25 protein-coding genes and 1 other RNA gene are annotated in these 25,683 nt (G+C 59.8%); 15 read left to right on the top strand and 11 right to left on the bottom strand.

The annotated features are described in order from the left end of the window. Nucleotides 1–159: 159 nt before the first annotated feature. From rho to A8C75_RS21700, 3 genes are all read left to right on the top strand, one after another. Nucleotides 160–1,419, top strand: coding sequence for a transcription termination factor Rho (rho, locus tag A8C75_RS21710; protein ID WP_067386487.1), 1,260 nt, complete (start codon nucleotides 160–162; stop codon nucleotides 1,417–1,419). A gap of 206 nt (nucleotides 1,420–1,625) precedes the next feature. Next, nucleotides 1,626–3,107, top strand: a complete 1,482-nt coding sequence (gene ubiD / locus A8C75_RS21705) for a 4-hydroxy-3-polyprenylbenzoate decarboxylase (RefSeq protein WP_067386485.1) — start codon at nucleotides 1,626–1,628, stop codon at nucleotides 3,105–3,107. Continuing rightward, the gene (locus tag A8C75_RS21700) at nucleotides 3,100–4,155 is read left to right on the top strand and encodes a 2Fe-2S iron-sulfur cluster-binding protein (RefSeq protein WP_084784304.1); all 1,056 of its coding nucleotides are present in this window, start codon (nucleotides 3,100–3,102) and stop codon (nucleotides 4,153–4,155) included. Before ubiD ends, A8C75_RS21700 begins: the two co-directional genes overlap by 8 nt. Nucleotides 4,156–4,338: 183 nt before the next feature. Here A8C75_RS21700 and A8C75_RS21695 read toward each other — a convergent pair whose 3' ends face one another. Further along, nucleotides 4,339–4,572 (bottom strand): YdcH family protein, encoded by a 234-nt coding sequence (locus tag A8C75_RS21695; RefSeq protein WP_067386483.1) that lies wholly within the window; start codon nucleotides 4,570–4,572, stop codon nucleotides 4,339–4,341. Between the two features lie 401 nt (nucleotides 4,573–4,973). On the opposite strand from A8C75_RS21695, the gene fusA reads away from it, so the two are divergent. Then, nucleotides 4,974–7,052, top strand: a complete 2,079-nt coding sequence (gene fusA, locus A8C75_RS21690) for an elongation factor G (RefSeq protein WP_067386482.1) — start codon at nucleotides 4,974–4,976, stop codon at nucleotides 7,050–7,052. 54 nt (nucleotides 7,053–7,106) lie between these two features. On the opposite strand, the gene A8C75_RS21685 is transcribed toward fusA, so the two are convergent. From A8C75_RS21685 to hemC, 4 genes are read right to left on the bottom strand one after another with little or no spacing between them, the layout of a single operon-like run. Further along, entirely contained in the window at nucleotides 7,107–8,363 is a 1,257-nt protein-coding gene (locus tag A8C75_RS21685; RefSeq protein WP_067386480.1) for a heme biosynthesis HemY N-terminal domain-containing protein, read from the bottom strand. Between the two features lies 1 nt (nucleotide 8,364). Further along, complete coding sequence (locus A8C75_RS21680) at nucleotides 8,365–9,528, bottom strand: uroporphyrinogen-III C-methyltransferase (RefSeq protein ID WP_067386478.1); 1,164 nt, start codon at nucleotides 9,526–9,528, stop codon at nucleotides 8,365–8,367. Then, on the bottom strand, nucleotides 9,528–10,358 hold the full coding sequence (locus A8C75_RS21675; RefSeq protein ID WP_227819982.1) for a uroporphyrinogen-III synthase: 831 nt from the start codon (nucleotides 10,356–10,358) through the stop codon (nucleotides 9,528–9,530). Before A8C75_RS21675 ends, A8C75_RS21680 begins: the two co-directional genes overlap by 1 nt. Next, nucleotides 10,339–11,283: a hydroxymethylbilane synthase gene (gene hemC, locus A8C75_RS21670; RefSeq protein WP_067386473.1), complete on the bottom strand. Its 945-nt coding sequence runs from the start codon at nucleotides 11,281–11,283 to the stop codon at nucleotides 10,339–10,341. The genes A8C75_RS21675 and hemC overlap by 20 nt, the downstream gene beginning before the upstream one ends. Nucleotides 11,284–11,488: 205 nt before the next feature. Here hemC and argH point away from each other — a divergent pair, with 205 nt between their 5' ends. Further along, the gene (gene argH / locus A8C75_RS21665) at nucleotides 11,489–12,892 is read left to right on the top strand and encodes an argininosuccinate lyase (RefSeq protein ID WP_067387586.1); all 1,404 of its coding nucleotides are present in this window, start codon (nucleotides 11,489–11,491) and stop codon (nucleotides 12,890–12,892) included. Between the two features lie 59 nt (nucleotides 12,893–12,951). Here argH and A8C75_RS21660 read toward each other — a convergent pair whose 3' ends face one another. After that, nucleotides 12,952–13,467 carry a glycine cleavage system transcriptional repressor gene (locus A8C75_RS21660; protein WP_067386471.1) on the bottom strand — a complete coding sequence of 172 codons (516 nt, stop codon included), beginning with the start codon at nucleotides 13,465–13,467 and terminating at the stop codon, nucleotides 12,952–12,954. A 215-nt stretch (nucleotides 13,468–13,682) separates the two neighbouring features. On the opposite strand from A8C75_RS21660, the gene A8C75_RS21655 reads away from it, so the two are divergent. After that, the gene (locus A8C75_RS21655; protein ID WP_067386469.1) at nucleotides 13,683–14,594 is read left to right on the top strand and encodes an AEC family transporter; all 912 of its coding nucleotides are present in this window, start codon (nucleotides 13,683–13,685) and stop codon (nucleotides 14,592–14,594) included. Between the two features lie 306 nt (nucleotides 14,595–14,900). After that, nucleotides 14,901–15,038 carry a hypothetical protein gene (locus tag A8C75_RS24055; RefSeq protein WP_227819981.1) on the top strand — a complete coding sequence of 46 codons (138 nt, stop codon included), beginning with the start codon at nucleotides 14,901–14,903 and terminating at the stop codon, nucleotides 15,036–15,038. Nucleotides 15,039–15,048: 10 nt separating this feature from the next. Here A8C75_RS24055 and A8C75_RS21650 read toward each other — a convergent pair whose 3' ends face one another. The 4 genes from A8C75_RS21650 to A8C75_RS21635 all read right to left on the bottom strand — a co-directional run bounded on the left by A8C75_RS21650 (nucleotide 15,049) and on the right by A8C75_RS21635 (nucleotide 16,484). Next, a complete protein-coding gene (locus A8C75_RS21650) occupies nucleotides 15,049–15,603 on the bottom strand; it encodes a 5-formyltetrahydrofolate cyclo-ligase (protein WP_236954763.1) in 555 nt (184 codons plus the stop codon). Nucleotides 15,604–15,664: 61 nt separating this feature from the next. Next, a non-coding RNA gene (gene ssrS, locus A8C75_RS21645) (6S RNA) lies at nucleotides 15,665–15,843 on the bottom strand. Between the two features lie 114 nt (nucleotides 15,844–15,957). After that, entirely contained in the window at nucleotides 15,958–16,278 is a 321-nt protein-coding gene (locus A8C75_RS21640) for a cell division protein ZapA (protein WP_067386465.1), read from the bottom strand. Next, nucleotides 16,275–16,484 (bottom strand): TIGR02449 family protein, encoded by a 210-nt coding sequence (locus A8C75_RS21635; protein WP_067290852.1) that lies wholly within the window; start codon nucleotides 16,482–16,484, stop codon nucleotides 16,275–16,277. Before A8C75_RS21635 ends, A8C75_RS21640 begins: the two co-directional genes overlap by 4 nt. Before the next feature lie 181 nt (nucleotides 16,485–16,665). Between A8C75_RS21635 and A8C75_RS21630 the strand changes: the two genes are divergently transcribed. The 7 genes from A8C75_RS21630 to A8C75_RS21600 all read left to right on the top strand — a co-directional run bounded on the left by A8C75_RS21630 (nucleotide 16,666) and on the right by A8C75_RS21600 (nucleotide 24,234). Beyond that, complete coding sequence (locus A8C75_RS21630; RefSeq protein WP_067386463.1) at nucleotides 16,666–17,268, top strand: UPF0149 family protein; 603 nt, start codon at nucleotides 16,666–16,668, stop codon at nucleotides 17,266–17,268. Then, the gene (gene pepP, locus A8C75_RS21625) at nucleotides 17,268–18,602 is read left to right on the top strand and encodes a Xaa-Pro aminopeptidase (protein ID WP_193788205.1); all 1,335 of its coding nucleotides are present in this window, start codon (nucleotides 17,268–17,270) and stop codon (nucleotides 18,600–18,602) included. Before A8C75_RS21630 ends, pepP begins: the two co-directional genes overlap by 1 nt. After that, on the top strand, nucleotides 18,602–19,864 hold the full coding sequence (gene ubiH, locus A8C75_RS21620) for a 2-octaprenyl-6-methoxyphenyl hydroxylase (protein WP_067386462.1): 1,263 nt from the start codon (nucleotides 18,602–18,604) through the stop codon (nucleotides 19,862–19,864). The genes pepP and ubiH overlap by 1 nt, the downstream gene beginning before the upstream one ends. Beyond that, entirely contained in the window at nucleotides 19,861–21,138 is a 1,278-nt protein-coding gene (locus tag A8C75_RS21615; protein ID WP_120785222.1) for an FAD-dependent monooxygenase, read from the top strand. Before ubiH ends, A8C75_RS21615 begins: the two co-directional genes overlap by 4 nt. A gap of 260 nt (nucleotides 21,139–21,398) precedes the next feature. Beyond that, nucleotides 21,399–21,791 (top strand): glycine cleavage system protein GcvH, encoded by a 393-nt coding sequence (gene gcvH, locus A8C75_RS21610; RefSeq protein ID WP_067386457.1) that lies wholly within the window; start codon nucleotides 21,399–21,401, stop codon nucleotides 21,789–21,791. Nucleotides 21,792–21,933: 142 nt separating this feature from the next. After that, entirely contained in the window at nucleotides 21,934–23,130 is a 1,197-nt protein-coding gene (locus tag A8C75_RS21605) for a class I SAM-dependent rRNA methyltransferase (protein ID WP_067386455.1), read from the top strand. 63 nt (nucleotides 23,131–23,193) lie between these two features. After that, nucleotides 23,194–24,234 (top strand): NADP(H)-dependent aldo-keto reductase, encoded by a 1,041-nt coding sequence (locus tag A8C75_RS21600; RefSeq protein ID WP_067386453.1) that lies wholly within the window; start codon nucleotides 23,194–23,196, stop codon nucleotides 24,232–24,234. A gap of 125 nt (nucleotides 24,235–24,359) precedes the next feature. Here the strand turns inward: A8C75_RS21600 and A8C75_RS21595 are convergent, their stop codons facing one another. Beyond that, nucleotides 24,360–25,016, bottom strand: coding sequence for a histidinol-phosphatase (locus A8C75_RS21595; protein WP_067386451.1), 657 nt, complete (start codon nucleotides 25,014–25,016; stop codon nucleotides 24,360–24,362). Nucleotides 25,017–25,170: 154 nt separating this feature from the next. Here A8C75_RS21595 and A8C75_RS21590 point away from each other — a divergent pair, with 154 nt between their 5' ends. After that, on the top strand, nucleotides 25,171–25,665 hold the full coding sequence (locus tag A8C75_RS21590; protein ID WP_067386449.1) for an RNA pyrophosphohydrolase: 495 nt from the start codon (nucleotides 25,171–25,173) through the stop codon (nucleotides 25,663–25,665). Nucleotides 25,666–25,683: the final 18 nt, after the last annotated feature.

Raw genomic sequence — 25,683 nt, 5'->3', positions numbered from 1 at the left:
TCTAGACAGCCGCGACCCAAGCCTTTATATTGACTGCGACTGCTGGGTACTTGTCACCCCCCTTTGACAAGCTTCAGACTCCCAGTCATTAGTATCGACCTCTGATTTTCTCCTGTTTTCCACTCTAACTTGGTCATTCGTGGCCCTTCTCCAAAGCATATGAATCTAACCGAGCTCAAAACAAAAAGCGTTCCGGAGCTTCTGGAAATCGCGCAAGAAATGGGAATGGACAACCTTGCCCGTTCTCGCAAACAGGATGTGATCTTCGCAATTTTGAAGAGACACTCCAAAGGCGGCGAAGATATCTCTGGCGACGGCGTTCTCGAGATACTGCAGGATGGCTTCGGCTTCCTCCGCTCCGCTGATTCATCCTACCTGGCTGGCCCTGACGATATTTACGTTTCACCGAGTCAGATCCGCCGTTTTAACCTTCGCACTGGCGATACCATTACCGGCAAGATCCGTCCGCCGAAAGATGGCGAGCGTTATTTCGCGCTGCTTAAAGTCGATGAGATTAACTACGACAGGCCGGAAAACGCCAAGAACAAGATTCTGTTCGAAAACCTGACGCCGCTGTTCCCGCAGGAACGTCTGCGCATGGAAATCGGCAACGGCAGTACTGAGGACATCACGGCCCGTGTTATCGACCTGGTGTGCCCCATGGGCAAAGGTCAGCGCGCTCTGATCGTTTCTCCGCCAAAAGCGGGCAAGACGCTGATGCTGCAGAATATTGCCAGCAGCATTACCCGTAACAGCCCTGATTGCCATCTGATCGTGTTGCTGATCGATGAGCGCCCCGAGGAAGTGACCGAGATGCAGCGCACCGTGCGCGGCGAAGTGGTTGCCTCCACCTTCGATGAGCCGCCGTCACGTCACGTGCAGGTCGCTGAAATGGTGCTGGAGAAGGCCAAGCGTCTGACCGAGCACAAGAAGGACGTTGTCATCCTGCTGGACTCCATCACGCGTCTGGCCCGTGCCTACAACACGGTTATTCCGTCGTCCGGCAAGGTGTTGACCGGTGGTGTTGATGCGCATGCGCTGGAGCGTCCCAAGCGTTTCTTCGGTGCAGCACGTAATATCGAGGAAGGCGGCAGCCTGACCATTATCGCCACCGCGCTGGTTGATACCGGCTCGAAAATGGACGAAGTGATCTACGAAGAGTTCAAGGGTACCGGTAACTCCGAAGTACACCTGGACCGCAAGGCTGCAGAACGTCGCATGTTCCCGGCGATCAATATCCGTCGTTCGGGCACGCGCCGTGAAGATCTTCTGACAACCGAAGACGAAATGCAGCGCATGTGGATTCTGCGTCGTCTGCTGGATCCGATGGAAGATACCTCCGCGACCGAGTTTGTCATCGACAAGCTGAAGGACTTCAAGACCAACAACGAGTTCTTCCTGTCAATGAAACGCCAGTAAGCGTTGTTCCTGAACTGGAAAAGGGTAAGCCTGTGCTTACCCTTTTTTGTACATGGAAGTACTGATCCTGCGAGTACAGTGACGTACTGGAGCAGGGTTTATGTTTGGAACGTCCGGTCATCCATTTGTGTATCTGCATGTCGGGGTTTTACGCCCCGGTGACGGTTTTGTCACAGATGCACTGCAACGACTGAAGTTTATCGATTATGTCCTCACCCAAATATAAAGATCTGCGTGATTTCATGGCGATGCTGGAAGCGCGCGGTGAGCTCAAGCGTATTTCCCAGCCGATCGACCCCAAACTCGAAATGACCGAAATCTGCGATCGCACCCTGCGTGCGGGCGGCCCGGCATTGCTGTTCGAGAACCCCAAAGGCTATGACTATCCGGTATTGGCCAATCTCTTCGGTACGCCGCAGCGGGTGGCGCTGGGTATGGGGGAGGAAACGGTCGAAGCGCTGCGTGAAGTGGGCAAGGTACTGGCACAGCTCAAGGAACCTGAGCCGCCCAAGGGCATGCGTGATGCCTGGGAAAAACTGCCGATCTTCAAGCAGGTGCTGAATATGGGGCCCAAGGTGGTGAAATCGGCTCCCTGCCAGACCCATGTGATCGAAGGCGACGATGTGGATCTGTACAAGCTGCCGATCCAGACCTGCTGGCCCGGCGATGCCGGTCCCCTGGTGACCTGGCCGCTGGTCATTACCCGGGGTCCTAACAAGGCGCGGCAGAACCTGGGCATTTACCGTCAGCAACTGATTGGCCGCAACAAGCTGATTATGCGCTGGCTGGCGCATCGTGGCGGGGCGCTGGATTTCCGCGAATGGAAGGAACAGCATCCGGGCAAACCATTCCCGGTGGCGGTGGCGCTCGGCGCTGATCCCGCGACCATTCTGGGGGCGGTAACGCCGGTGCCCGATACGCTGTCCGAGTACGCCTTTGCCGGCCTGTTGCGCGGCGGCAAAACGGAAGTGATCAGCTGTCTCGGTAATGATTTGCAGGTGCCGGCCAGCGCGGAATTCATCCTTGAAGGCCATATCCACCCCGACGAGATGGCGGATGAGGGGCCCTTTGGCGACCACACCGGCTACTATAATGAGGTGGATCGTTTTCCGGTGTTTACCGTTGAGCGCATTACGCACCGCAATCGGCCGATTTATCACAGCACCTATACGGGCCGCCCACCCGATGAGCCGGCGATTCTGGGGGTGGCACTGAATGAGGTGTTCGTCCCGATCCTGCAGAAGCAGTTTCCGGAGATTATCGATTTCTATCTGCCACCGGAAGGCTGCTCGTACCGCATGGCGGTGGTGACGATGAAGAAGCAGTATCCGGGTCATGCCAAGCGTGTGATGCTGGGTGTCTGGTCCTTCCTGCGCCAGTTCATGTATACCAAGTTTGTGATCGTCTGTGACGATGATATCAATGCGCGGGACTGGAACGACGTTATCTGGGCCATTACCACCCGCATGGATCCGTCGCGGGATACGGTACTGATCGACAACACGCCGATAGATTATCTGGATTTCGCATCGCCGGTGTCGGGTCTGGGGTCGAAGATGGGTCTGGATGCCACCAACAAGTGGGAAGGCGAGACCCAGCGCGAGTGGGGTGTGCCGATCCGCATGGATGACGAGGTCAAGGCCCGTATCGATGCCATCTGGGATGAGCTGGGTATTTTGGGTGACTGAGCAGCCCCGCCGGGTACTGCTGGAAGGTGTTGACCAGGTGATCGAGACCGGTCCCGGTGAAACCCTGCTGCAGGCGCTGGAGCGGCTGGGGTATGGCATGCGCCGCAGCTGTCGTAACGGTGTCTGCGAGATTTGTGAGGTCAGCCTGCTGCAGGGGGAACTGCAGCAGCGTTATCCAAGGCGTCATTTGTGTGTGTCACCGCTTGGTGGTGCGACGGGCGAAACGATTGCACTGGCCTGTACCAGCGTGCCACTGACCGACGTTAGCGTAAAGATAAAGGGACTTAAGCTCCCTGGAGAAGTAGTAGTGAAGAAACTGAACTGTGACATTACCTCGGTCGAGGTGCTTAACCGGGATGTGTATCTGGTTCGGCTGCGCCTGCCGGCTACCGCGTCACTGGCGCTGGAGTTCCAGGCCGGGCAGTATCTGGATATCTGCCTGCCCAATGGCAGAAATGCCTCGTTTTCAATCGCCTCTGCACCAGAGCTGGAGCGCATGCTGGAGCTGCATATTCGCCTGCTGCCGGACAGCGAGATGTCCTGTGCCGTGATGGCGCATCTGCAGCAGGAAAAAACGGTAGAGATTGAAGCGCCCAAGGGCGCCTGCTGCCTGCATGCAACAACGCTGGGCAAGGATGACCGGCTGGTGTTTGCCGCGGCCAGCACAGGTTTTTCCCAGATCAAGAGCATGGTCGAGCATCTGCTGGCTCGCCAGGTGAAAAACCAGATTCGTATCTACTGGGGCGCGCGGGATGCGGCCGATCTGTATCAGTTGGCGCTGCCTGAGCAATGGGCGCGGGAATACCCCAATGTGCATTTCGTACCGGTGGTGAGCGAGCCCGAATTGAGCCCGGACTGGGTGGGCCGCACCGGCCTGCTGCCCCAGGCCATGCTGGAAGACATGGATCACTTTGCCGATACCCAGGTGTATGCCAGCGGCTCGCCGGCCATGGTGTATGCACTGCTGGATGCCTGCGAGCAGCATGGCATGCATGCGGATCAGCTGCACTCCGATGTGTTTGCCTATGCCCCCAGGCCGGTCAAATAGCGTCAATCCTAGCAGCCTGTCGGGCTTTTCCGCAGTAGATCATTGTTAACTCCGACAGGCTGCCCTGCGCCACTGTGTAGATAAAACAGAAGCCATGCAAGATGGCTTCTGTCGGCAATGTCACTCTGGCGCTCTGGCGGAGGGGGCGGGTTGGTGATCCCTGAGGTCGGACAGCCTCCCTGGTTACTGCAGCATTTTCAGTAACTGGTCTTTGAGCTGCACTCGGCGCTGTTTCATCTGTTCAAAGTTATCATCTGACGTTGGAATATTGCGCATCTCCAGACCACGTACGCTGTGGTCGAGCTTGTGGTACTCACTGGCCAGTCGGGCAAAGGTTTCATTTTCCTCCTTCAGCTGGCGAATGCGTGCAGCATACTGGGGGAAATCTTCATAAAGGCTGTGGTTGAGGTCGGACATGGGGTGTCTCCATCGAATGGTCATCTGCGAGCCGAAGAGTGGATTCTTCTAATCCCCTATTAGCCAGTCTAGCTTTGCGGCCGTATCCTTGCCATGAGCTGTGTCTGGGGCGGTCTTCTCTTTCTCTTCTGCGCCCAGACATCTCGGGCTTTGTGCTTTGCGATGGCTCGACGATCGCTATGCCTTGCTGGCAACCGCAGGTCCGAGGCGCCGCAGATGCGAGGCGGTTCCGGTCGAGGGCGGCGTTATGCGCCGGAAAAGCCGGTAAATAATCGCTTTGCTGCAATACTGAGGGGTGTTCCCATGCTTGGGCATGGGACAGCCTCCTCGCCCTCTGTGTCCGGACGTTCGGGCGCCAGCGGTCAAGACACAATCCAGACGGCCTGGCGCCGGGGGGATTTATGGACAAACGACATTTCGAGCCGGAGAAAATTCGTAACATTGGCATCATTGCCCATATCGATGCCGGCAAGACGACGGCCACCGAGCGCATGCTGTTTTACAGCGGTATTACCCACAAGCTGGGCTCCGTGGATGATGGCACCACCACGACCGACTGGATGGATCAGGAGCGGGAACGGGGGATCACTATCGTCTCGGCGGCGATAACCACCCAGTGGCGTGATCACCAGATCAATATTATCGACACCCCGGGGCATATCGACTTTACCGCTGAAGTACAGCGCGCGTTGCGGGTACTGGATGGCGGGGTGGTGGTATTCGATGGTGTCCACGGTGTCGAGTCCCAGAGTGAAACGGTGTGGCGCCAGGCGGAGCGCTACCGAGTACCCCGCATTTGCTTTATCAACAAGATGGATCGCATCGGGGCAGATTTTCAGCAGGCGCTGGCCAGTATCCGCGAACGCCTGCATGTGACACCGGTGGCGGTGAACATTCCCATCGGGGCTGAAAGCACCTTTGTCGGCGTGCTGGACCTGCTGGACATGCAGCAGATTCGCTGGCCCGACGAGTACGGTGCTGCGCCTGTGCGCGAACCCATTAGCGAGGCCTTGTTACCGGCGGCGCTTGAGGCTCGCCGGGAACTGCTGGAGGCGATCTGTGAGACCGATGACGGACTGCTGGAGCAGTACCTGGCGGATGAGCAGGTAGCGCCGTCGCAGTGGCGCGCCGGCCTGCGTCGGGCAACACTGGAGAACCGGCTCTATCCCGTATTCTGTGGCTCGGCACTGCGCAATATAGGTGTGCAGCCGTTGCTGGATGCGGTGGTCGACTTGCTCCCGTCGCCCTTGGATCGACTGGAAGTGGTGGGGCACCACCCTGTCAGCGGAGAGGAAGAACACTGGAAACTCAGTCTTGATGAGCCCCTCTGCGCACTGGTCTTCAAAACGGTCACCGACCCCTATGCCGGGCAGATGGCCTATGTGCGGGTGTATTCCGGGCGTCTGAAAACGGGCGAGGCGGTATTTAATCCCCGTACCGGACACAAGCTGCGCATCGGTCGGCTGGTGCGGGTGTTCGCCGACCGCAGGGAGGATATCGATACGATTCCCGCCGGTGAGATCGATGCGGTGGTGGGGCTCAAGGATGCCATAACCGGGGATACGCTCTGCGCGCTGGATCATCCGCTGGTGCTGGAATCGATCCAGTTTCCGGACCCGGTGATCAATATCGCCATTGAGCCCTGTGCGGTGCGCGATCGGGACGAAATGAACCGGGCGCTGGCCCAGCTCAAGGAGGAGGATCCGACCTTTCATGTGCACTTTGATGACAACAGCGGCCAGACTATTCTGTCCGGCATGGGGGAGCTGCACCTTGAGATCCTGATGACCCGGATCGAGCGTGAGCACCACATCAAGGTGCGCAGCGGCCCGCCGCGAGTGACGTACAAGGAGACGGTCGCGGGTGCGGTCAGTCACATCGAGGGGCGTTACGTGCACCAGAGCGGTGGTCATGGTCAGTTTGGCCATGTGTATATCGACCTGGCCCCGGGTGAGCCTGGCTCCGGGCTGGTTTTCTCACAGCAGATCAAGGGCGGCGTGATTCCGGCTGCCTTTATTACAGCGGTGAAAAAGGGGGTTGAGGAAGCGGCGCAAACGGGTCTGATCGGCGGTCAGGAGGTGACTGATGTCGCCGTGACGCTGGTGGATGGTTCCACCCATAGCGTTGATTCCAGCGAACTTGCATTTAAAAATGCGGCCGTGCAGGCGTTCCGGGACGCGGCGTTGCAGGCGCAACCGAAGCTGCTTGAGCCGCTATGCAGGATCACCGTGGTTACCCCGCAAGAGAACCTGGGTGATGTGCTGGGGCAGCTCAGTGCGCGCCGCTGTGAAGTGCACAGCACTGTGCCGCGCGCCGATGGCACCCATGATGTTGAGGGGCTGGTGCCTCTGGCTGAAATGTTTGGTTATGCCACCGATCTGCGCTCAGTGACCCAGGGAAGAGCGCTCTTTACCCTGGAGTTTGATCATTATGCTGCGGTGCCGGACAAGGTGCTGCAAAAGCTCAAGCTAAAAGCCTGAATGCAAAACGGACCCTTGCGGGTCCGTGCTGTAGTTCGGAGTCTGTAGCCGGTATCAGGCGCTGATCGCTGCAGACTTGTCCGGCATCGGCAGGCTGGGCAAACCAGAACCGGTGGCGCTCAGGCCTTCCTGCAGCAGTGTGGCGACCTTGTCATGCTCACCCAGGTGTTGCAGCAGACGACAGAGTTCGGCGTAGGCATCGGCGCCTGGCTGCAGCGCAATGCTCTGCTCGAAAAAGCCGATGGCCTTGCCCCAATGTTCGTTGCGCATGGACAGACGACCGAGGGTCAGCAGCAGATCGGCGCTCTCGGGGTGGTCTTGCTGCCATTTGCGTGCGATTTCCAGCTGCTTGTGGGCGTTCTCACCCTGCAGGCGGCCGTATATCCGCACCAGGCTGTCGTTCCAGCCACGCTTGATCTGATCGCGCAGGAAAATCTCGGCGCGGGCTTCTTCACCCAGGGCGATCAGCTGGGAGACATAATCGCATACAAGGCTTTCATTGCTGGTCAGTTGGGTTGGCAGGTCCTGCCAGGCGCGATTCAGTACCTGCACACGGGTCTCGCGGTCGGTTTCAGCGGGCAGCTGGGCCAGGCTCTGACTAAAGATTTCACGATGGCAGCGCAGCTCGAGTGCCTGTAGCGACTCCTGGGGCAGTATCTTGTTCTGGCGCAGGGCGGGAAGCAGAGTTACCAGGTCCTGCCAGTCGCCCAGCTGAACCAGGCAACTGTGCAGCAGGCGCAGTACCTGGCTGTGTTTCGGCAGCCGTGTCTGCAGCGCCGCCAGAGTGGTGCGGCACTCGTCAAACTGGCCACGCTCGAACTGCAGCTGTGCCTGGGCAAGATCCACAGCGGTGGTGTTCAGCGGACTCTGCTGGCGCGCCTGCAGCAGCAGGGCATCGGCGCCCTTGTCGTCGCCCTGTTCCTCGGCGGCACGGGCCGCGGTGAGGTAGTTGATCAGCGGCAGTTCGGCCCGCGGTGCGGCCTGGCCCAGATAGCGCTGGGCTTTCCACCAGCTGCCATCGCTGAAGGCCTGCAGGCCCTTGAGGGTTTTGCGGTGGGCGCTGCGCAGTGCGCGGCGCTCACCCCAGTGGCGCAGCTCGGTCGTGGGGATGCGAGCCTTGGACAGCAGGCGCAGCAGTATATAAGCCGCGATAAAGCTGACCAGGCTAACCACCAGCAGAACCCAGAGACTGGTCTCGATGGTGGTGCTGTTATAGGAGACCAGAACATAGCCCGGATCCTGCACCATTTTTTCGCCCAGCCAGGCGCCCGCAAAGAGAATGATCAGTAAAAGCAGGAGTCCTCGTTTCATGTTACGCGGCTCCTTCCTGCTTCAGTTTGGTCATTTGCTGCAGGTAGGCCTTGAGGGTATTGAGTGAGCCGGAAATATCGGGCACCTCGGGTGAGACCTGCAGCAGCTTGAGTTCGGCAATACCGCGCAGCAGTGCATTGGTGGTGGCATCCTGCGGGTCGAAGTAGGTATCGATCCAGTTTTCCGCCTTGCCCAGTGCGCTATCGTAGGCATTCTGCTTGCGCTGCAACAGTGCGAGCTGTGCCTGTTCCAGCATCAGGTGCAGATTCTGCTGCAGGAAGAAGTGCTGCTCGGGCGAGAGCAGGGGTTCCACCGGCTCGTCGCGGTGCTGAATGATGATGAGCTGTTCGAACTTGCTTATGGCGCCGTCCAGGGAGGCCTTGAGGCCCTGGGTCCAGGACTCGGATACGCTGTCCGGCGTGATCTGTTCGAGCAGGGCAGGCAGTTCGCGCTTGTTGGTGACCGGCACCAGGTTCAGGCGGTCGACCTGGGTGTTGAGTGCGCCCAGTTGCAGGAAGGCGCCTTCGGTATCCAGACGCGGTACCGACTCGAGGGCGGCAATGTCCGCGGCCAGGGCCTTGCGCACGTCGTAGATTGACACATCGTCGGTTTCTTTCAGAATCAGGTCGGCGGACTTAAGCAGCTTGAGCGCGCCGTCGGTGGTCTGTTCCATCAGCACGCGCTGGTTGGCGAGGCGCAGCAGGTATTCAACTTCCGCCAGCAGCCAGTCCTTGCGCGAGCTTTGCTGGCCCGACATGACCTGCTGAATGCTCTGGGTCAGTCGTTCCTGCAGTGCCTCAATGCCGCTCTTGTCGGTCTGGGCCTGGGACTTAAGCGTCGCCATCTGCTGCTGCAGGCTGTCGATTTCCTGCGTCAGCTGCGCCTGGCCATCGGCCTGGGCGCTGTAGGCCTGCTCGCTGATCTGTTGCAATGCCTGGGCGTTGCCCTGTTGCCATTGCCAGCCCTGCCAGCCCAGATAGCCGATCAGCACCAGGGCGATAATCGACAGCACCAGTGCGGCCAGTGCTGGCCAGCGGCTGGCTGATTTTGCTTTTTCGGGGCTATCCGCGGACTTGGGCGGATTCTGTGTCGGCACCTCGGTTACTTCGGCGTCGATGATTTCAGGTGTCCGGTTTTCTTTGTTTCTATTCCCTGCGTCGCTCATCAGTCTTTTTCCGCGTCGATTTTAGTCAACAGCGCCCCGATCATGCTCTGGTCGTCGGGGCCGCTAGCAAGAATAACCTGTTTAAAGCCGGCCTCGCGGGCCAGGGTCGCGATTCGCTGGCTTGGAATCACCAGCGGACACCGCAGCAGTTGTGCCAGTCCCTCGGAATTCCCTACCTGCTTTGCCAGTGCGACAAGGTTACTCAGGCTTTCGCCACTGGTGATCAGGATAGCGGATAAGGGTAGGGCATAAATAGCACTTTCGATGCAGGCCGGGCTCAGCCGCGGCCGGGCGCGGCGGTACAGTATGGCCTGATCAACCCGGGCGCCACGGGCCTGCAGCTCGCTGGCGAGTGTCTCGCGGCCACTGTCACCGCGCAGGATCAGGATGCGCAGCCCCGCGACCTGTTGCAGTTCTGGCGCCTGCAACAGCGTCTCGGAGTCGTAGCCGCTGCTGCTGTGGCGGGCGTCCATGCCGTAGTCGTGCAGATGGGCGGCAGTGCTGGCACCGATGGCCATCCAGTGAATCCCGACAGGCAGCTGCGGCCAGTATTCGTCCACCAGATCGATACCCAGACGGGCGGCGTTGGCGCTGATCACGATCACGGCGTGGTACAGATCCAGATCCAGCACACAGCGTTTGGCGTGACTGAAGGCCGGATCCGGTTCTGCCAGCGGCTCTATGTTCAGCAGCGGCAGCAGCACAGCTTCCGCGCCCTGGGCGCGCAGCAGCTCAGCCTGCTGCTGTGCCTGGTGACTGGGTCTCGTTACCAGAATCCGCTGGCCGCTGAGCGGGCCAGGCTGGCGCTGTTCAGTCGGCATTCTGGTCATAAACGGCGGCCAGAATGCGATCGGCGCCGGCGGCCAGCAGGCGTTCCGCCAATTCAATGCCCATTGCCCGGCCCTGTGCGGGTGTGCCCTGGATTTCGTCGGTCAGCACCTGGGTGCCGTCGGGGCTGGCCACCAGACCGCGCAGCCAGAGCGCGTCCTGGGTGTCATTGAGGGTGGCGAAGCAGGCGATGGGCACCTGGCAGCCGCCTTCGAGGCGCCGGTTCATGGCGCGCTCGGCTTCCACGCACCAGGCGCTGGGCTGATGGTGCAGCGGTGCCAGCAGGTCACGGGTGCGCTGGTCGTTGAGGCGACACTCGATCCCGACAGCGCCCTGGCCGCCGGCCGGCAGGCTTTCTTCGGCGGGCATGGCGACACGGATCCGATCCTGCAGTTCGAGGCGAATCAGCCCGGCGCTGGCCAGAATGATGGCATCGAACTCGCCTTCGTCGAGCTTGCGCAGTCGTGTCTGTACATTGCCGCGCAGGCTGCGAATCACCAGATCCGGGCGTCGTGCCCGTAGCTGCGACTCGCGCCGCAGCGACGAGGTGCCGACCACGGCACCGGCGGGCAGATCATCCACACTGCTGTAGGTATTGGAGACAAAGGCATCGGTGGGATCTTCCCGCGGGCAAATGACCGCAAGGCCCAGGCCTTCGGGGAATTCCATAGGCACGTCCTTCATGGAGTGAACGGCGATATCGGCGTCGCCGTCCAGCATGGCATTCTCCAGCTCCTTGACGAACAGACCCTTGCCGCCCACCTTGGCCAGCGGGGTGTCGAGGATCTTGTCGCCGCGGGTGGTGAAGCCGATAAGCTCGACTTCAATGCCGGGGTGGTGGCGTTCCAGTTCGGCTTTGACGTACTCGGCCTGCCACAGGGCGAGCAGGCTTTTGCGGGTGGCGATGCGAATTTTATCGGTATTCATCAGGCTCTCGTTTTGACTGTCCCGGGTCTTGCGCCGGGTCCTGAATGGGGTTGCAGCGATTGTAACAGATCCCCCCGACACTCTGGACCGGTGCTGCGAAAAGCCGATGGCTGCGGCTCAGGATTTGCTTGTTAAAGATGTTATAATTCGCCACCAGTTTCAGCTGCCGGAGGCCCGGTGGTCACTCCAGTCAGAGGTTTTCCTGATGAGCAACAAAACCAATCAGCAATGGGGCGGTCGTTTCAGCGAGCCGACCGATGCCTTCGTCGCCCGTTTTACCGCATCCGTTGAGTTTGATCAGCGCATGTACCTGCAGGACATTCAGGGTTCCATCGCCCATGCCAAGATGCTTACCGCCGCCGGTGTACTGACCGACGCCGAGCGCGACGACATTATTCGTGGCCTGGGCGAGATCCGTGTCGAAATCGAACGCGGTACCTTCGAGTGGTCCATTGCGCTGGAAGATGTGCACATGAACATTGAGGCGGCGCTGACCCAGAAAATCGGTATTACCGGCAAAAAACTACATACCGGCCGTTCGCGTAATGACCAGGTTGCCACCGATATTCGGCTCTATGTCCGCACCGAGATTGACCGCATTCTGGCCGAAATCAGCCGTCTGCAGCAGGGCATGCTGAGCCTGGCCGAGCGCGAAGTCGACACTATAATGCCGGGCTTTACCCATCTGCAGACCGCCCAGCCGGTGACCTTTGGCCACCACGTCATGGCCTGGTTCGAAATGCTGAGCCGGGACTACGAGCGCTTTGTCGACTGCCGCAAGCGTGTGAACATCATGCCGCTGGGCGCCGCAGCGCTGGCCGGCACGACCTACCCGATTGACCGCAACATGACCTGCGAGCTGCTGAGCTTCTCGGCGCCGGCGGGTAACTCCCTGGATGCCGTGTCGGATCGGGACTTCGCCATCGAGTTCTGTGCAGCCTCCAGCATACTGCTGATGCATATGAGTCGCATGTCCGAGGAACTGGTGCTCTGGGCGTCGGCGCAGTTTGACTTCATCAACCTGCCGGATCGTTTCTGCACCGGATCGTCGATCATGCCGCAGAAGAAAAATCCGGACGTGCCGGAGCTGGTGCGAGGCAAGAGCGGGCGCGTGTATGGGCACCTGATGTCGCTGCTGACACTGATGAAATCCCAGCCGCTGGCCTACAACAAGGACAACCAGGAAGACAAGGAGCCGCTGTTCGATACCATCGACACCGTTAATGGCTGCCTGCGTGCCTTCGCCGATATGGTGCCAGCGCTGGAATCCCGCAAGGACAGCATGCGCAACGCCGCCATGCGCGGCTTCGCTACCGCCACTGATCTGGCGGACTACCTGGTGCGCAAGGGCGTGGCCTTCCGTGATGCCCACGAAATTGTCGGCAAGTCGGTGGCCTTTGGTATTGCCGAAGGACGGGATCTGAGCGAGATGACGCTGGTTGAGCTGCAGCAGTTCTCCGCGGAGATCGATGCCGATGTGTTCGAGGTGCTGACGCTGGAAGGCTCAGTGGCGGCGCGTGACCATATTGGCGGTACTGCACCGAACCAGGTGCGTGCAGCCGTGGTGCGTGGGCATGAACTGCTGGCGACGCGCGGCGACGTGGCATAAACGCAGCGGTGTTCCAAGCCGACCCCGGCGGGCTTTTAAAGTCCGCCGGGGTGGGGCCTTTAATTCAGAGTGATGTCCACCATCAGATCACTGGCGATGGCTTCCAGCGCCAGCTGCAGTTCGTCTATATCCAGCCCTTCGGGAGCCAGCAGGCTCGCCTGAGCCTTGAACAGCTGCTCGCCGGACATGGAGCCGGAAGTAAGTTCCGTATCCAGACTCTCCACGTTGATGTTCCGCGCGGCCAGTGCCTGAGCAATCTCCCGTACAATGCCGGGCTTGTCATGGCCTACCAGTTCAAGCTGCATAGGGCTGCGGCCGGTGTCGCTGGCGGCATCGTCATTGCGCTCGGTCATGACCTTGAGGCCCTGGCCCTGTAGCGCACTCAGCGCCTGCTCCAGAGCGCTGGCGTCGTCCGCCGGAACGCTGACGATCAGAATACCGGCAAACTTGCCGCCCAGACGCGACATGCCGGACTCAAGCCAGTTGCCGTTATGGCGGGCAATGGTCTGGGACAATATTTCCACCAAGCCGGGTTTGTCCGGGCCGATGACGGTTAATACCAGGGATGTCATCATGTTACGCTCCTGTATGCAGTTACCCAGCGCGCGGGCCGCAGAGTCGGCCGGCGTGCGCAATAGTGCGGGCTGTCCCTTGTCGGGCAGCGCCGGCGCCCAGTCCTGAGTGTGTCCGGTTTGTGTCCGGGTCGCAAGAGCAAAGCGGCCGCTCGCCTGAGGGGGCGCTGTGCAGTGTTTCCAGGTGTGTATTAGTTGGATGGCAGGGAGCTGATGTCATGTTCGATGTGTTGATAATGCTGTGGCCCGTGTTCGCATTGCTGATGCTGGGCGTACTGGCGCGCCGTTATAGTTTTCCCGGCGAGGACTTCTGGCCGCTGGCGGAGAAGGCGACCTATTTCGTGCTTTTCCCTGTGCTGCTGGTGGCCCGTTTGAGTCAGGCGGATATCAGTGATGTGCCCATTGGCGGTCTTGGCCTCGCTATCCTGCTGTTGCTGCTGGGCGGCACGCTGCTGTGCTATCTGTTACGGCCGTTGCTAAAGCTCGACGGCGCTGAATTTACCTCCTTTTATCAGGGTGGCGTGCGCTTCAATACCTACGTCGGGCTGGCGATGGTCGCGGCGATTTACGGCGATTCGGCACTGGCAGTGTCGGCGGTTATCATCGCCTTTATGATTTTGCTGCTGAACGTGTTCTGTGTACTGGCGTTTGCGTTTCATGCTGGCGGATCCCCGGGGTTGCGTCCGGTGCTGCGCAACCTGGTGCGCAATCCACTGATTCTGGCGTCGGTGCTCGGCCTGCTGCTCAATTACAGCGGCATTGGCATGCCGCTGATGGTGCGTCCGGTGGCTGAACTGCTGGGGCAGATGGCGTTGCCGCTGGGGCTGCTGGCGGTGGGTGCCGGGCTGAGCCTGAAGGCCTTGCGAGCGGTTGGGCCGGCGTTGCTGGGGGCGTCGGTCATCAAGCTGTTGCTGTTGCCGCTGCTGGCGCTGGGGCTGGCGCAACTGCTTTCGCTGGGGGATCAGACCCGCAATCTGCTGATTTTGTTTGCTGCGCTGCCCACTGCCAGCTCCGCCTATATTCTGGCGCGCCAGCTCGGGGGCGACGCCGCCATGATGGCGGCGATCATCACCGGTCAGACGCTGCTGTCCGCACTAACAATTCCGCTCATGTTGGGTTGGTTGACCTGAACTTGAAGGTGGCTTTTTTCGGGGTTCTATACGGTTGTGCGACGACAGCGCTTTTACCCCATGCCGGGTTAATCTCTGGCGCTTCCATGGTTTTTAAACAGGCTTGGAATCGAGTTGCTGGAGAATAGCGCGGTTTTTTTGCATTGAAGGCTAAATAAACCCGTGTTACGGCCGACAATTTAAAAAAATAGCCGGCAGTTGTTGCAATATTGCTGCAGTATGGAACACTACACGGCATTCTGATTCTCGGAGTTGCCGCATACAGTTATTACAACGGCTGCTCCTTCTTACCTGATAAGAGGATAAATGCGGCGTATGAAAAATGGTCCGGATCTGATGATGGTGATCGTTATGGTCTTTCTCATCGGTTCAATCATGACCGGTGTTTCGCAAAGCGACTTTCAGTTCGCTGCGCTGGTCGAACAGGTCTTCAGCAACAGCTGAGTTGCTGCGACTACAGCCTGTAGCCGCGACAATCCGTCACTATGCCCGCAAGCGGTATGTCCCAGCTTGCAACGGGTAGTTCGTCCACCCTCTGAATATCATGCGCCAGGCCGATCAGTTTCGGCCCCTGCGGACCTTTGCGCTGTTTAAAGCTGAAGGTGCGATCGTAATAACCCCCTCCCATACCCATGCGGGCACCGCTGGCATCAAACGCAACCAGTGGCAGCAATACCAGATCCAGCGCCTGGGGCGGTCGCTTGGGCGCTCCCCTGAGTTTGGGTTCCAGAATGCGGTAGATATTGCGCTGCATGGGAGTATTGCGATCATAAGGCACAAACCAGAGTCGGTTGTGGCGAATAGGGTGCAGCACCGGAAGGTAAACCTGCTTGCCCTGGCGCCAGCAGAGTTCGATTACCGGGGTAGGGTCAATTTCGCCATCATTGGGCAGGTAGAGTGCAATATGTCGGGCGCGATGAAAGGCGGGCAGTCGGCGCAGGTTGGCCAGCAGCTTGCGTGCGGCTTCGCGCTGCTGTCGGGCGCTAAGGGCTCGGCGGCGGCTGCGCATTTCACGCCTCAGAAGCTGGCGTTGATCAGGTGTAGGTAAGGACATGGGCAATAATCTGGAAGGGCTCCCCGGGAGTGCCGGTAACGATCGTGGCCCTGAACCCTAAGGTTCAAGGTGGGGGCCTTCGAATGCATCAGGCTTTCCGCTAAACGGACATGCTCACCAGCATCACAGAAGGCCTCCAGGGGTGTACTTATCGGCTCGAGGGACTTGAACGCCTGTCGAACACCCCAGGGAGTGGTTACCATTATACGCGTCTGCAATTGGATGTCAGGACTTGAAATTTAATTCAATTTAGCTAAGCGCGTTTTTATTTGGTTGATATTTAAACAATTTTTTCGCCATGAAGAATTTTCAGTCACCGGGTTCGCGATTTTCGAGCTTCGAGCGGCTCAGGGACTGATCAATCTTGCTGCCCAGGTGGCGCACCTGGTCTTCAATATGCTGCTGACTGTCAGCATGGCTTCTGAGCAGCTCATGGGCGATGTTCAGCGCCGCCATGACCGCGACTCGCTCCAGCCCAACCGTTTTGCCGTTGCCACGAATGTCGCGCATTTTCTGATCAAGGTAGTCGGCCGAGGTCAGCAGTTCGGCTTCAGCCCCCTCGGGGCAGGCAATCATGTATTCCTTGTCGAGCAGCTTGATCGTGACCTTGTGTGCGTCGGTTTTGCTCATGCATTTTGCTCCAGTGCCTTGAGTCGCTGAATCATTGATTCGACTTTGCTGCGGGTCTGGTCATTGAGTTGCAACAGACGGGCACGTTCATCCTTTAATTGCGTTTCCTGTGAACGCAGTCGCTGGTTTTCCTGTTCCAGCCGGTGACAGTGATCGAGCAGCTGATCGATTTTTCGTTCCAGGGCGTTGAAATAGTGGTCGTTCATGCTCAGTCCCGGCAATGTGATCAAGGGGGAAATATAAACAGCGCTTGGTTAAGGGTCAATGAAAGGCCCTCTCAGGCGCCGCTGTGCAATAGTGTTAAACCGGTCAGGCTGCTAGGATATTGGCAACAGAGAACCCCTGGTCGTGACCTGGTACACGTCCGCAGGAATTGAGCGAAGACTGATGATAGCAGATACCGAAAACCACGCCGCCCCGGCTGATTTTGATGACATTGCCAATGTGCTTGTCGGCGAAGGTGTACAGGAAATATCCCCGGCTGAACTGCATGGTCTGCTGAGCGGCTGCCTGGTGGCGGGTGCAAGGCCCGACCCTGCCGCCTGGCTGCAACTGGCCGCGACCTTTCTGGAGATCGGCGACTTTACCCAGGAAGCGTCCAAGGTGCGGGTGCTGGAGATGTTTGGGCAGGCGCTGGCGCAGCTTGAGGGCACTGAACTCGATTTTGATCTCATGCTGCCGGATGACGATGAACTGCTGTCGCTACGTGCGGCCTGCCTGGGGCAGTGGTGTCAGGGCTTTCTGAGCGGGTTCGGCCAGTACGGCAAGCAGACCGATGACAGTCTGTCGCAGGAATCCCGCGAGGTGCTGAGCGATCTGAGTGAAATTTCCCAGATTGTGGCCGATGACGACGACGGTGAAGAGGGCGAGTCCAACCTGATGCAGGTGGAAGAGTACGTCCGGATGGCGGCGCTGATGCTGTTTGCCGAATGCAACACAACGCCGGACGACAGCCCCGCTGAGCCGGCCGCACCCCAGACGCTGCACTGATGATGACATCACGCCTGCCCCAGAGCGAGTTTGCCGCCCGCCGTACGCGCCTGATGGCACAACTGCCGGCCGGCGGCCTTGCCATAGTTCCCGGGGCTTCCATGCAGACCCGCAACCGGGATGTCGAGTACCCTTTCCGTCAGGACAGCGACTTCTATTATCTCACCGGCTTCAATGAGCCGGATGCCGTGCTGGTGCTGTTGCCCGGTCGCAGCGATGGCGAGACGGTGCTGTTTTGCCAGGGACGGGATGCGGAAATGGAAATCTGGCACGGCTACCGTACCGGACCTGAAGGCGTGGTACAGCACTATGGCGCCGACGAGGCCCATGCCGTGGCGGAGATCGATCAGCGCTTGCCGGAGCTGCTCGATGGTCACCGCAGCATCTGCTACTCCATCGGCACTGATGAGGCTTTTGATGGCCGTGTGCGGCAGTGGCTCAAGACGGTGCGCTCGCGCTCCCGCCAGGGTGCCGTGGCGCCGGTCGAACTGCTGATGCTGGATCCGTTGCTGCACGAGCTGCGATTGTTCAAGTCCGAGGCCGAAATTGGCCTTATGCGAGAAGCCGGGAGCATTTCAGCCAAGGCGCATGAGCGCGCCATGCAGCGCTGCAGGCCCGGTCTGTTCGAATATCAGCTCGAGGCGGAAATTAGCCATCACTTTGCCATGCACGGCTGCCATCTGCCGGCCTATTCCTCCATCGTGGGCGGCGGCGCCAACGGCTGCATACTGCACTACACCGAGAACCGAGACCAGTTGCGTGCTGGTGATCTGGTGCTGATCGATGCGGGCTGCGAGCTGGAATACTACGCCGGCGACATTACCCGCACCTTCCCGGTGGACGGCCGCTTTGGCCCCGAGCAAAAGCAGCTGTATGAACTGGTGCTGCGCACGCAGTTGGCCTGCATCGAGCTGGTGCGTCCCGGTGTGCTCTGGAATGAAGTGCATGACCTGTCGGTGCAGATGCTCACCGCAGGCCTGGTTGAGCTGGGGTTGCTGGAAGGCGAGGTCGATGTGCTGATCGAAGCCGGTGCCTATCGCGAGTTCTACATGCACCGGCTGGGGCACTGGCTGGGCATGGATGTACATGATGTCGGCGACTACCGCGTTGCCGGTGAATGGCGCCCGTTGCAGCCCGGCATGGTGATGACGGTGGAGCCTGGGCTCTATGTTTCACCCCATAATGAGCGGGTCGAGCCGCGCTGGCGTGGCATAGGTATCCGCATTGAAGATGACGTGCTGGTGACCGAAACCGGCAGTGAAGTGCTGAGCGCGGCGGCGCCCAAGTCGGTGACCGAGATAGAGCAGCTGATGGCAAGGGCCCAACACTCCTGATGAAACCGCATTATGACCTGATTATCGTTGGCGGCGGCATGGTGGGCGCGAGTCTGGCCTGCGCCCTGGCACCCGCGGCCCGGACGCTGGGGCTGGACATTGCTATTGTCGAGCCCGTGCCGCTGCGCACGGATGACCTGGCCTATCAACCCAGTTACGACGCCCGTGCCACGGCGCTGGCCTATGGCAGTCGCAGTGCCTATGAGCGCATGGGTATCTGGCAGATGCTGGCGCAGCACATCACCCCTATCAGCGAAATTCATGTTTCTGACCGCGGCCACTTTGGGGCTTCGCGCCTCAATGCCGCGCAGCAACGGGTGCCGGCACTGGGTTATGTGGTTGAGAATCAGTGGCTCGGGCAGGTGCTGCTGAATCGGTTGCAGCAACCCGAGTGCGGCCGCATTGATTATCTCTGCCCGGCCGAAGTGGCGGAAATTATCCCCGGCGACGGCCAGATGAGCGTTACGGTCAATCAGGATGGCCGTGCAACAAGGCTGAGCTGCGAACTGGTGGTCATGGCCGATGGCGGGCGTTCCGAGTTGCGTGAGCGCCTGGGCATTGGCTATCGCTACAGCGCCTATGAGCAGCATGCACTGATCGCCAACGTCAGTCCGGATAGGCCGCACGGTGGCGTCGCTTATGAGCGCTTTACCGATCAGGGTCCCATGGCGTTGCTGCCGTTGCAGGATCAGGCTGCCCTGCACCGCTGCGGGCTGGTCTGGACGCTGTCGGATGGCGATACCCAGGCGCTGATGGAGATGGATGATGCCGACTTTCTGGCGCAGCTGCAGCAACGCTTTGGCTATCGCGCCGGCCGCTTTGTACAGGTAGGCGAGCGCCATGCCTATCCGTTGCAGCTGGTACTGGCGGAAGAGCAGGTGCGGGCGGGTCTGGTCGTGCTGGGTAATGCGGCCCATGCGCTGCACCCGATCGCGGGGCAGGGCTACAATCTTGCGCTGCGCGGCCTCGTCAGCCTGGCGGACCATCTGATTGCTGCCAAGAAACAGGGCCGCTCGCTGGGTGATCTGGCGGTACTGCAGAGCTACCATGAGCAGATGCGCAGCGATCAGCAGCGCACCATAGGCTTTAGCGATGGCACCATGAAACTGTTCACCAGTCGCAACCCGCTGCTGACCCTGGGGCGCAATCTGGGGCTGCAGGCGCTGGATATCTGCCCGACGGGCAAGACCCTGTTCGCCCGCAGCGCCATGGGGCTGGATACACCGGCGCCGGTGCTGCAGCCCTGGGAGGGGCGCTCATGAGCGAAACGATGGATGTTGATCTGGTGATCGTCGGCGCCGGTATGGTGGGTTTGACGGCGGCGCTGGCGCTGCGTGACTCGGGCCTCAGCATTATGTTGCTGGAGAGCCGGCCGGCGCAGTCGCAGAGTCTGCTACAGCAGGTGCAGGAGGCTGCGGGGCAGGGGTTTGATGCGCGAGTGAGTGCGCTGACCTGTGCCTCCGAGCAGATTCTGCGCTCGGTGGATGCCTGGCCGGTGATGCAGTCGCTGCGCCTGAGTCCCTACACCCATATGGATGTCTGGGATGGTGAAGGTACCGGCCGCACGCACTTTAGCGCCGCCGACCTGCATGAACCCTATCTGGGGCATATTGTTGAGAACCGCGTCATTCTGGCGGGGTTGCGCACGACCTTGGCCGAACAGCCGCATATTCGCCTGCTTGAAGGCGTAGAGGTGCAGGCGCTGTCCGAGCCCCGTACCGCTGCTGCCGGTTTCTGGCGCGAGCTGTCTCTGTCGGATGGCCAAAGAGTGCGTAGCCGCCTGGTGGTCGCAGCGGATGGTGCGCTGTCACGTACCAGGCAACTGGCGGCCCTGCCGACCTGGGAGTGGGATTATGGTCATCACGCCATCGTGACCACCGTGCGCACCGAGCGCAGCAATGGCGCTACCGCCTGGCAGCGTTTTACCGATGATGGCCCGCTGGCGTTCCTGCCGCTACGCGATGACGCCGACGATCATTTGAGCTCGATTGTCTGGTCGACCTCGCCGGAGCATGTGCGTGAGTTGATGGGGCTTGAGGATGCGGCTTTCTGCAAGGCGCTGGAACGGGCTTTCGAAGGCCGCCTGGGTGCAGTGGAATGGGCCGATCAGCGCCACAGCTTCCCGCTGCGCCAGCGCCATGCCAAGCGGTATGTGCAGGAGGCTTTCGCCGCTATCGGTGATGCGGCCCACACGATTCATCCGCTGGCGGGTCAGGGCGTGAACCTGGGTCTGCTGGATGCGGCGGTACTGGCGGAGGTTGTCGAAGCGGCGGCGGCCCGGGGGGATGATATAGGTGCGCCGCGGATTCTGCGTCGCTATCAGCGCAGGCGTCAGGGTGAGAACCTGCAGATGGCGGCCGGCATGGAGGGCTTCAAGCGCCTGTTCGAGAGCCAGCAGCCGCTGCTGGTGCTGGGGCGAAATTTCGGCATGCAGTGTTTTGATCGCTTGGGCGCGGTGAAAAATCATCTGGCGCTGGTGGCCATGGGCCTATCGGGCGAGCTGCCTGCGCGGGCCCGGCGCCCCTGCGGCGATTGATCTGCTGCGGGATAGTCTATACATTGGCGTCCCCCGTGGCGGGGCCCGGCTACGGCGGCAAGACAAGGTGCGCAGGCCCGCGGAGTCTGGCTGATTTATGTCTATACTGGGCCAATTGATGCGCTCTGGAGAGGCTCTCTGACGCAGGGCGTTAAATGTACCGGTTTCGGTGCTGTGTTGCAGCAGCACCCGCATTCGGGGCTGCCTGGCAGGCGCCGGATTAATAAAACTCGCAATCCTGAGAAGGGTAGGAAACGGAAATGAGTGAGATTCCAGCTGAATTGAAATACGTCGCCAGCCACGAATGGGTTCGCGTCGAGGATGACGGTACCGTGACTATTGGCGTTACTCACCATGCGCAGGATTTGCTGGGTGATGTAGTGTTCGTCGAGCTGCCGGATGTGGGCGCTCAGCTGTCCGCCGGTGATGACGCCGGTGTGGTCGAGTCGGTCAAGGCGGCATCGGACATCTATGCGCCGCTGTCCGGCGAAGTGGTTGCGATCAATGAAGACCTCGAAGACTCTCCTGAACTGGTTAACAGCGACCCCTTTGGCGATGGCTGGTTCTTCCGCATGAAGCTGTCCGATACAGTGGAACTGGATGAGCTGCTCGACGCCGATGGTTATAACGAGCTGTGCGAAGCCGAAGCCTGATCCAGGGGATCTGATCCCGGAGGCCTGCGTGGCCGCCTGACTGTCCCGGCCCACTGGCCGGGACAGTCATTTTCACATTCAAGCGCGGTGCCGGTCAGCAGACCCGGGTGCCGGCAAGACCTCAGGAAATGTAGTCATAGATATGTCACTGAAACGCTTATGCCTCAAACCGGGTGCCGAGAAACGCCTGCGCGGTGGTCATCTCTGGATTTACAGCAACGAGGTCGATAATCAGAAATCACCGCTCAAGAGCTTCGCGGCCGGCGAACAGGTGGTGGTTGAGTCCGATCGTGGCAAGGCGCTGGGCGTGGCCTACGTCAATCCCAATACTCTGATCTGCGGCCGCCTGGTGAGCCGCGATCTGGATTACAAGCTGGACCGCTCCCTGCTGGTACATCGCCTCAATGTGGCACTGTCTCTGCGTGAGATGTGCTTCAAAGAGCCCTGCTACCGATTGGTCTATGGTGATTCCGATGGTTTGTCGGGGCTGGTGATTGATCGCTTTCACGATATCTTCGTGGTGCAGATTTCCACCGCCGGCATGGAGGCGGTGATCGAAGAAATCGTCGCGGCGCTGAACAAGGTCTTCAAGCCTGAAGCCATACTGCTGCGCAATGACGGCAAGATGCGTGAAATGGAAGGCCTCGAAACCTATGTCGAGGTGGTACAGGGCGAAATTGCTGAGCTCAGCCCGCTGATCGAAAACGGCGTGTCCTTGCTGGCGCCGCTGCAGCGTGGCCAGAAAACGGGCTGGTTCTACGATCATCGGGTCAACCGTGCCCGTATGCAGGAGCTGGTTAAAGGCAAGCGCGTGCTGGACCTGTTCAGTTATGTTGGCGGTTGGGGCGTGCAGGCGCTGGCGGCCGGTGCCGAGATGGTCAGCTGCGTGGATGCCTCGCACTTTGCACTGGATGTGGCGCGGGAAAATGCCCGACTGAATGGCAAGGAAGATCGTTTCGATCCGCTGCACGGCGATGCCTTTGATATCTGCAAGGCGCTGGTGGCGGAGAAAGAGCGTTACGACGTGGTGATTGTGGATCCACCGGCCTTTATCCAGAAGAAAAAGGATATCCGCAACGGTGAGCGCGCCTACGCCCGTATCAACAACTTTGCCATGCGTCTGCTGAGCCGCGAGGGTGTGCTGGTGTCGGCTTCCTGCTCCATGCATCTGCAGCGTGAGAGCCTGGTGGATATTATTCGCAGCAACAGCCGCGAGCTCGACCGTAACTCACAGATTTTCGATCAGGGTCACCAGGGCGCGGATCACCCGCTGCACCCGGCGATTCCGGAAACGGATTATCTGAAAGCCCTGTTTGTGCGGGTGTTGCCGGTAAGCTAAGACCCGATAGATCAGCCCCAGGGCTGATCACAATCTTGGATCCGCTGGAGGGAGATACGCAGGATGCAGTACAAAATGCTGGGTGGCAGCGACCTCAGGGTCAGCCGTATCGCGCTGGGCACCATGACCTTCGGTAGTCAGAATACCGAAGCCGAAGCCTGGGAGCAGCTGGATTATGCCGCCGCTGCCGGGGTGAATTTTCTGGATACGGCAGAAATGTATCCGGTGCCCACATCGCCTGATTATCAGGGCGCCAGCGAGGCGGTTGTAGGTCGCTGGATGCAGGCACGCGGCAATCGCGAGCAGATGATTGTGGCCACCAAGGTGACCGGTCCCGGTGATCTGTGCCGTTATATTCGCCCGGATGTGGGACTGAGTGCGGCCAGTATCCGGGATGCCATAGAGGGCAGCCTGCGTCGTCTGCAGACCGATTATGTCGATCTGTATCAGCTGCACTGGCCCGAGCGACAAAGTAATTTCTTTGGTCAGCTGGGATATGTGCCAGGGGATGCTGCCGCTGACGGTGTGGCGATGGAAGAAACGCTGCGGGCTCTGAAGGTGCTGGTGGATGACGGCCGGGTGCGTTATGTCGGCCTGTCGAATGAGACGGCCTGGGGCACGATGGAGTTCTTGCGCCTGGCCGACAAGCTGGATTTGCCGCAGGTCGTCTCGGTGCAGAACCCCTACAGTCTGCTGAACCGCAGCCTGGAAGTGGGGCTTGCCGAAGTGATGCTGCGCGAAAATGTCGACCTGCTGGCCTATTCGCCGTTGGCCTTTGGTGTGCTCAGTGGCAAGTATCTGGACGGTGCCAGGCCAGACGGCTCGCGCCTCAAGCTGTACCCCAACTATCAGCGCTATCTGACCGAGCAGGGCCAGGCGGCGACCCGGGCCTATGTGGCACTGGCGCAGGATGCCGGGCTCGATCCATCACAGATGGCGCTGGCCTACGTCAATGGCCGGCCTTTCCTGGGTAGCAATATTATCGGCGCCTCGAAAATGGATCAGCTGCGCAGCAATATAGCGTCGCTGGATCTGGTATTGAGCGACGACATGCTGGCGCAGATTGAAGCCATTCACGCCCGTTATACCTATCCCTGCCCCTGAAAAGCGACCTGCGCTAGCGGCCTCGCTAACGCTTTTCGGCAGTATTCCAGGGCGCTGAGACGGTGCGGATACACTATCCGCGCCGCCTCACGCGGCCTCGTCTCGCCACTTCTAAATCGGCGTTCTTAGTCCCGCAGGCTGATGACCGGCCAGCCGCGCTCGGTCGCGGTGCGTGTCAGTATTTCATCGGCATCCACCGCGACAGGATTCTCCACCAGCTCCAGCAGTGGCAGGTCATTCTGCGAGTCGCTGTAGAAATAGCTGCCTTGCAGTGTGTGCTTGTTGTGCTGCAGCCAGTGGTGCAGGCGCTCCACCTTGCCTTCGCGAAAGCAGGGCGTGCCCGCGACCTTGCCGGTATAGCGCCCGTCTTCCATCTCGGGATCTGTGGCCAGCAGGGCATCGACACCCAGCTTGCGGGCGATGGGTGAGGTCACGAAATGGTTGGTGGCCGTGATGATCAGCAGAAAGTCACCACGGGCGCGGTGATCAGCCAGAAGTTTTAGCGCCTTGGGCAGCATCATGGGTTCGACGCACTGCTGCATGAAGAGGTCGTGCCACTGCTGTAGCTGCTGCGTCGAATGCTGGGCCAGCGGGCGCAGGGCAAATTCCAGGAATTCGAAGATGTCCATGGTGCCGGTCTTGTACTGCTGATAGAAGCGGTCGTTGGCCTGCTTGTACTCGGTGGCGTCGACGAGGCCCTGGGCGCACAAAAACTCGCCCCAGGCATGATCGCTGTCGCCGTTTAACAGGGTATTGTCCAGATCAAAAATGGCCAGGCTCAAGGTTGTGCTCCCCTTGGATACAAAAGGCCGATCATAGAGTGTCCGGGGCGGCCTTTCAAACACCGACAGGCGCTGTAAATTGCTGTTGTGAGTGGAGTTTGCGGAATTCGTGAAGTGTGGAACAATAGCAGCGAACTACTTCAGGATATAAACAGTGATTGATTCAGACGGGTTCAGACCGAATGTCGGCATCATTCTGGCTAACTCGCTGGGTCAGGTCCTTTGGGCCAGACGGATAGGACAGGATGCCTGGCAGTTTCCGCAGGGAGGGATTCAGGATGATGAATCTCCCGATGAGGCGATGTTCCGTGAGCTTCACGAGGAAATCGGGCTGCGGGCAAGCGACGTCGAAATCGTTGCTGTCACGCGCGGCTGGCTGCGCTACCGTCTGCCCAAACGAATGATCCGGCGCAATTCCCTTCCGGTCTGTGTCGGCCAGAAGCAGAAATGGTTTCTGCTGCGCATGCTCAGTGAAGATCAGGCGGTTACCATCGACCATACCCATTCGCCGGAATTTGATGGCTGGCGCTGGGTGAGTTACTGGTATCCACTGGGGCAGGTGGTGTCGTTCAAGCGTGAGGTGTACCGCAAGGCGATGAGGGAGCTGTCGCCCAAGCTGGCGCGAGTGGTCGCCCAGCAACGAAAATAACAACTATGGGGTGGGTCA

The sequence above is a fragment of the Marinobacterium aestuarii genome, from assembly GCF_001651805.1.
GTDB classification, from domain to species: domain Bacteria; phylum Pseudomonadota; class Gammaproteobacteria; order Pseudomonadales; family Balneatricaceae; genus Marinobacterium_A; species Marinobacterium_A aestuarii.
Note: the sequence above shows the minus strand (reverse complement) of the source record. Positions and strands in the feature narration are given on the sequence as shown.

Excerpts from the sequence above, each read along its gene's own strand:
- fusA (WP_067386482.1), top strand. The coding sequence starts at position 4,974 with ATGGACAAACGACATTTCGAGCCGGAGAAAATTCGTAACATTGGCATC.
- gcvH (WP_067386457.1), top strand. The coding sequence starts at position 21,399 with ATGAGTGAGATTCCAGCTGAATTGAAATACGTCGCCAGCCACGAATGG.
- pepP (WP_193788205.1), top strand. The coding sequence starts at position 17,268 with ATGATGACATCACGCCTGCCCCAGAGCGAGTTTGCCGCCCGCCGTACG.
- A8C75_RS21695 (WP_067386483.1), bottom strand. The coding sequence starts at position 4,572 with ATGTCCGACCTCAACCACAGCCTTTATGAAGATTTCCCCCAGTATGCT.
- A8C75_RS21655 (WP_067386469.1), top strand. The coding sequence starts at position 13,683 with ATGTTCGATGTGTTGATAATGCTGTGGCCCGTGTTCGCATTGCTGATG.
- ubiD (WP_067386485.1), top strand. The coding sequence starts at position 1,626 with ATGTCCTCACCCAAATATAAAGATCTGCGTGATTTCATGGCGATGCTG.
- A8C75_RS21630 (WP_067386463.1), top strand. The coding sequence starts at position 16,666 with ATGATAGCAGATACCGAAAACCACGCCGCCCCGGCTGATTTTGATGAC.
- A8C75_RS21650 (WP_236954763.1), bottom strand. The coding sequence starts at position 15,603 with ATGCGCAGCCGCCGCCGAGCCCTTAGCGCCCGACAGCAGCGCGAAGCC.
- rho (WP_067386487.1), top strand. The coding sequence starts at position 160 with ATGAATCTAACCGAGCTCAAAACAAAAAGCGTTCCGGAGCTTCTGGAA.
- A8C75_RS21680 (WP_067386478.1), bottom strand. The coding sequence starts at position 9,528 with ATGAGCGACGCAGGGAATAGAAACAAAGAAAACCGGACACCTGAAATC.
- hemC (WP_067386473.1), bottom strand. The coding sequence starts at position 11,283 with ATGAATACCGATAAAATTCGCATCGCCACCCGCAAAAGCCTGCTCGCC.
- A8C75_RS21640 (WP_067386465.1), bottom strand. The coding sequence starts at position 16,278 with ATGAGCAAAACCGACGCACACAAGGTCACGATCAAGCTGCTCGACAAG.
- A8C75_RS21660 (WP_067386471.1), bottom strand. The coding sequence starts at position 13,467 with ATGATGACATCCCTGGTATTAACCGTCATCGGCCCGGACAAACCCGGC.
- A8C75_RS21675 (WP_227819982.1), bottom strand. The coding sequence starts at position 10,358 with ATGACCAGAATGCCGACTGAACAGCGCCAGCCTGGCCCGCTCAGCGGC.
- argH (WP_067387586.1), top strand. The coding sequence starts at position 11,489 with ATGAGCAACAAAACCAATCAGCAATGGGGCGGTCGTTTCAGCGAGCCG.
- A8C75_RS21615 (WP_120785222.1), top strand. The coding sequence starts at position 19,861 with ATGAGCGAAACGATGGATGTTGATCTGGTGATCGTCGGCGCCGGTATG.
- A8C75_RS21600 (WP_067386453.1), top strand. The coding sequence starts at position 23,194 with ATGCAGTACAAAATGCTGGGTGGCAGCGACCTCAGGGTCAGCCGTATC.
- A8C75_RS24055 (WP_227819981.1), top strand. The coding sequence starts at position 14,901 with ATGCGGCGTATGAAAAATGGTCCGGATCTGATGATGGTGATCGTTATG.
- ubiH (WP_067386462.1), top strand. The coding sequence starts at position 18,602 with ATGAAACCGCATTATGACCTGATTATCGTTGGCGGCGGCATGGTGGGC.
- A8C75_RS21605 (WP_067386455.1), top strand. The coding sequence starts at position 21,934 with ATGTCACTGAAACGCTTATGCCTCAAACCGGGTGCCGAGAAACGCCTG.
- A8C75_RS21635 (WP_067290852.1), bottom strand. The coding sequence starts at position 16,484 with ATGAACGACCACTATTTCAACGCCCTGGAACGAAAAATCGATCAGCTG.
- A8C75_RS21685 (WP_067386480.1), bottom strand. The coding sequence starts at position 8,363 with ATGAAACGAGGACTCCTGCTTTTACTGATCATTCTCTTTGCGGGCGCC.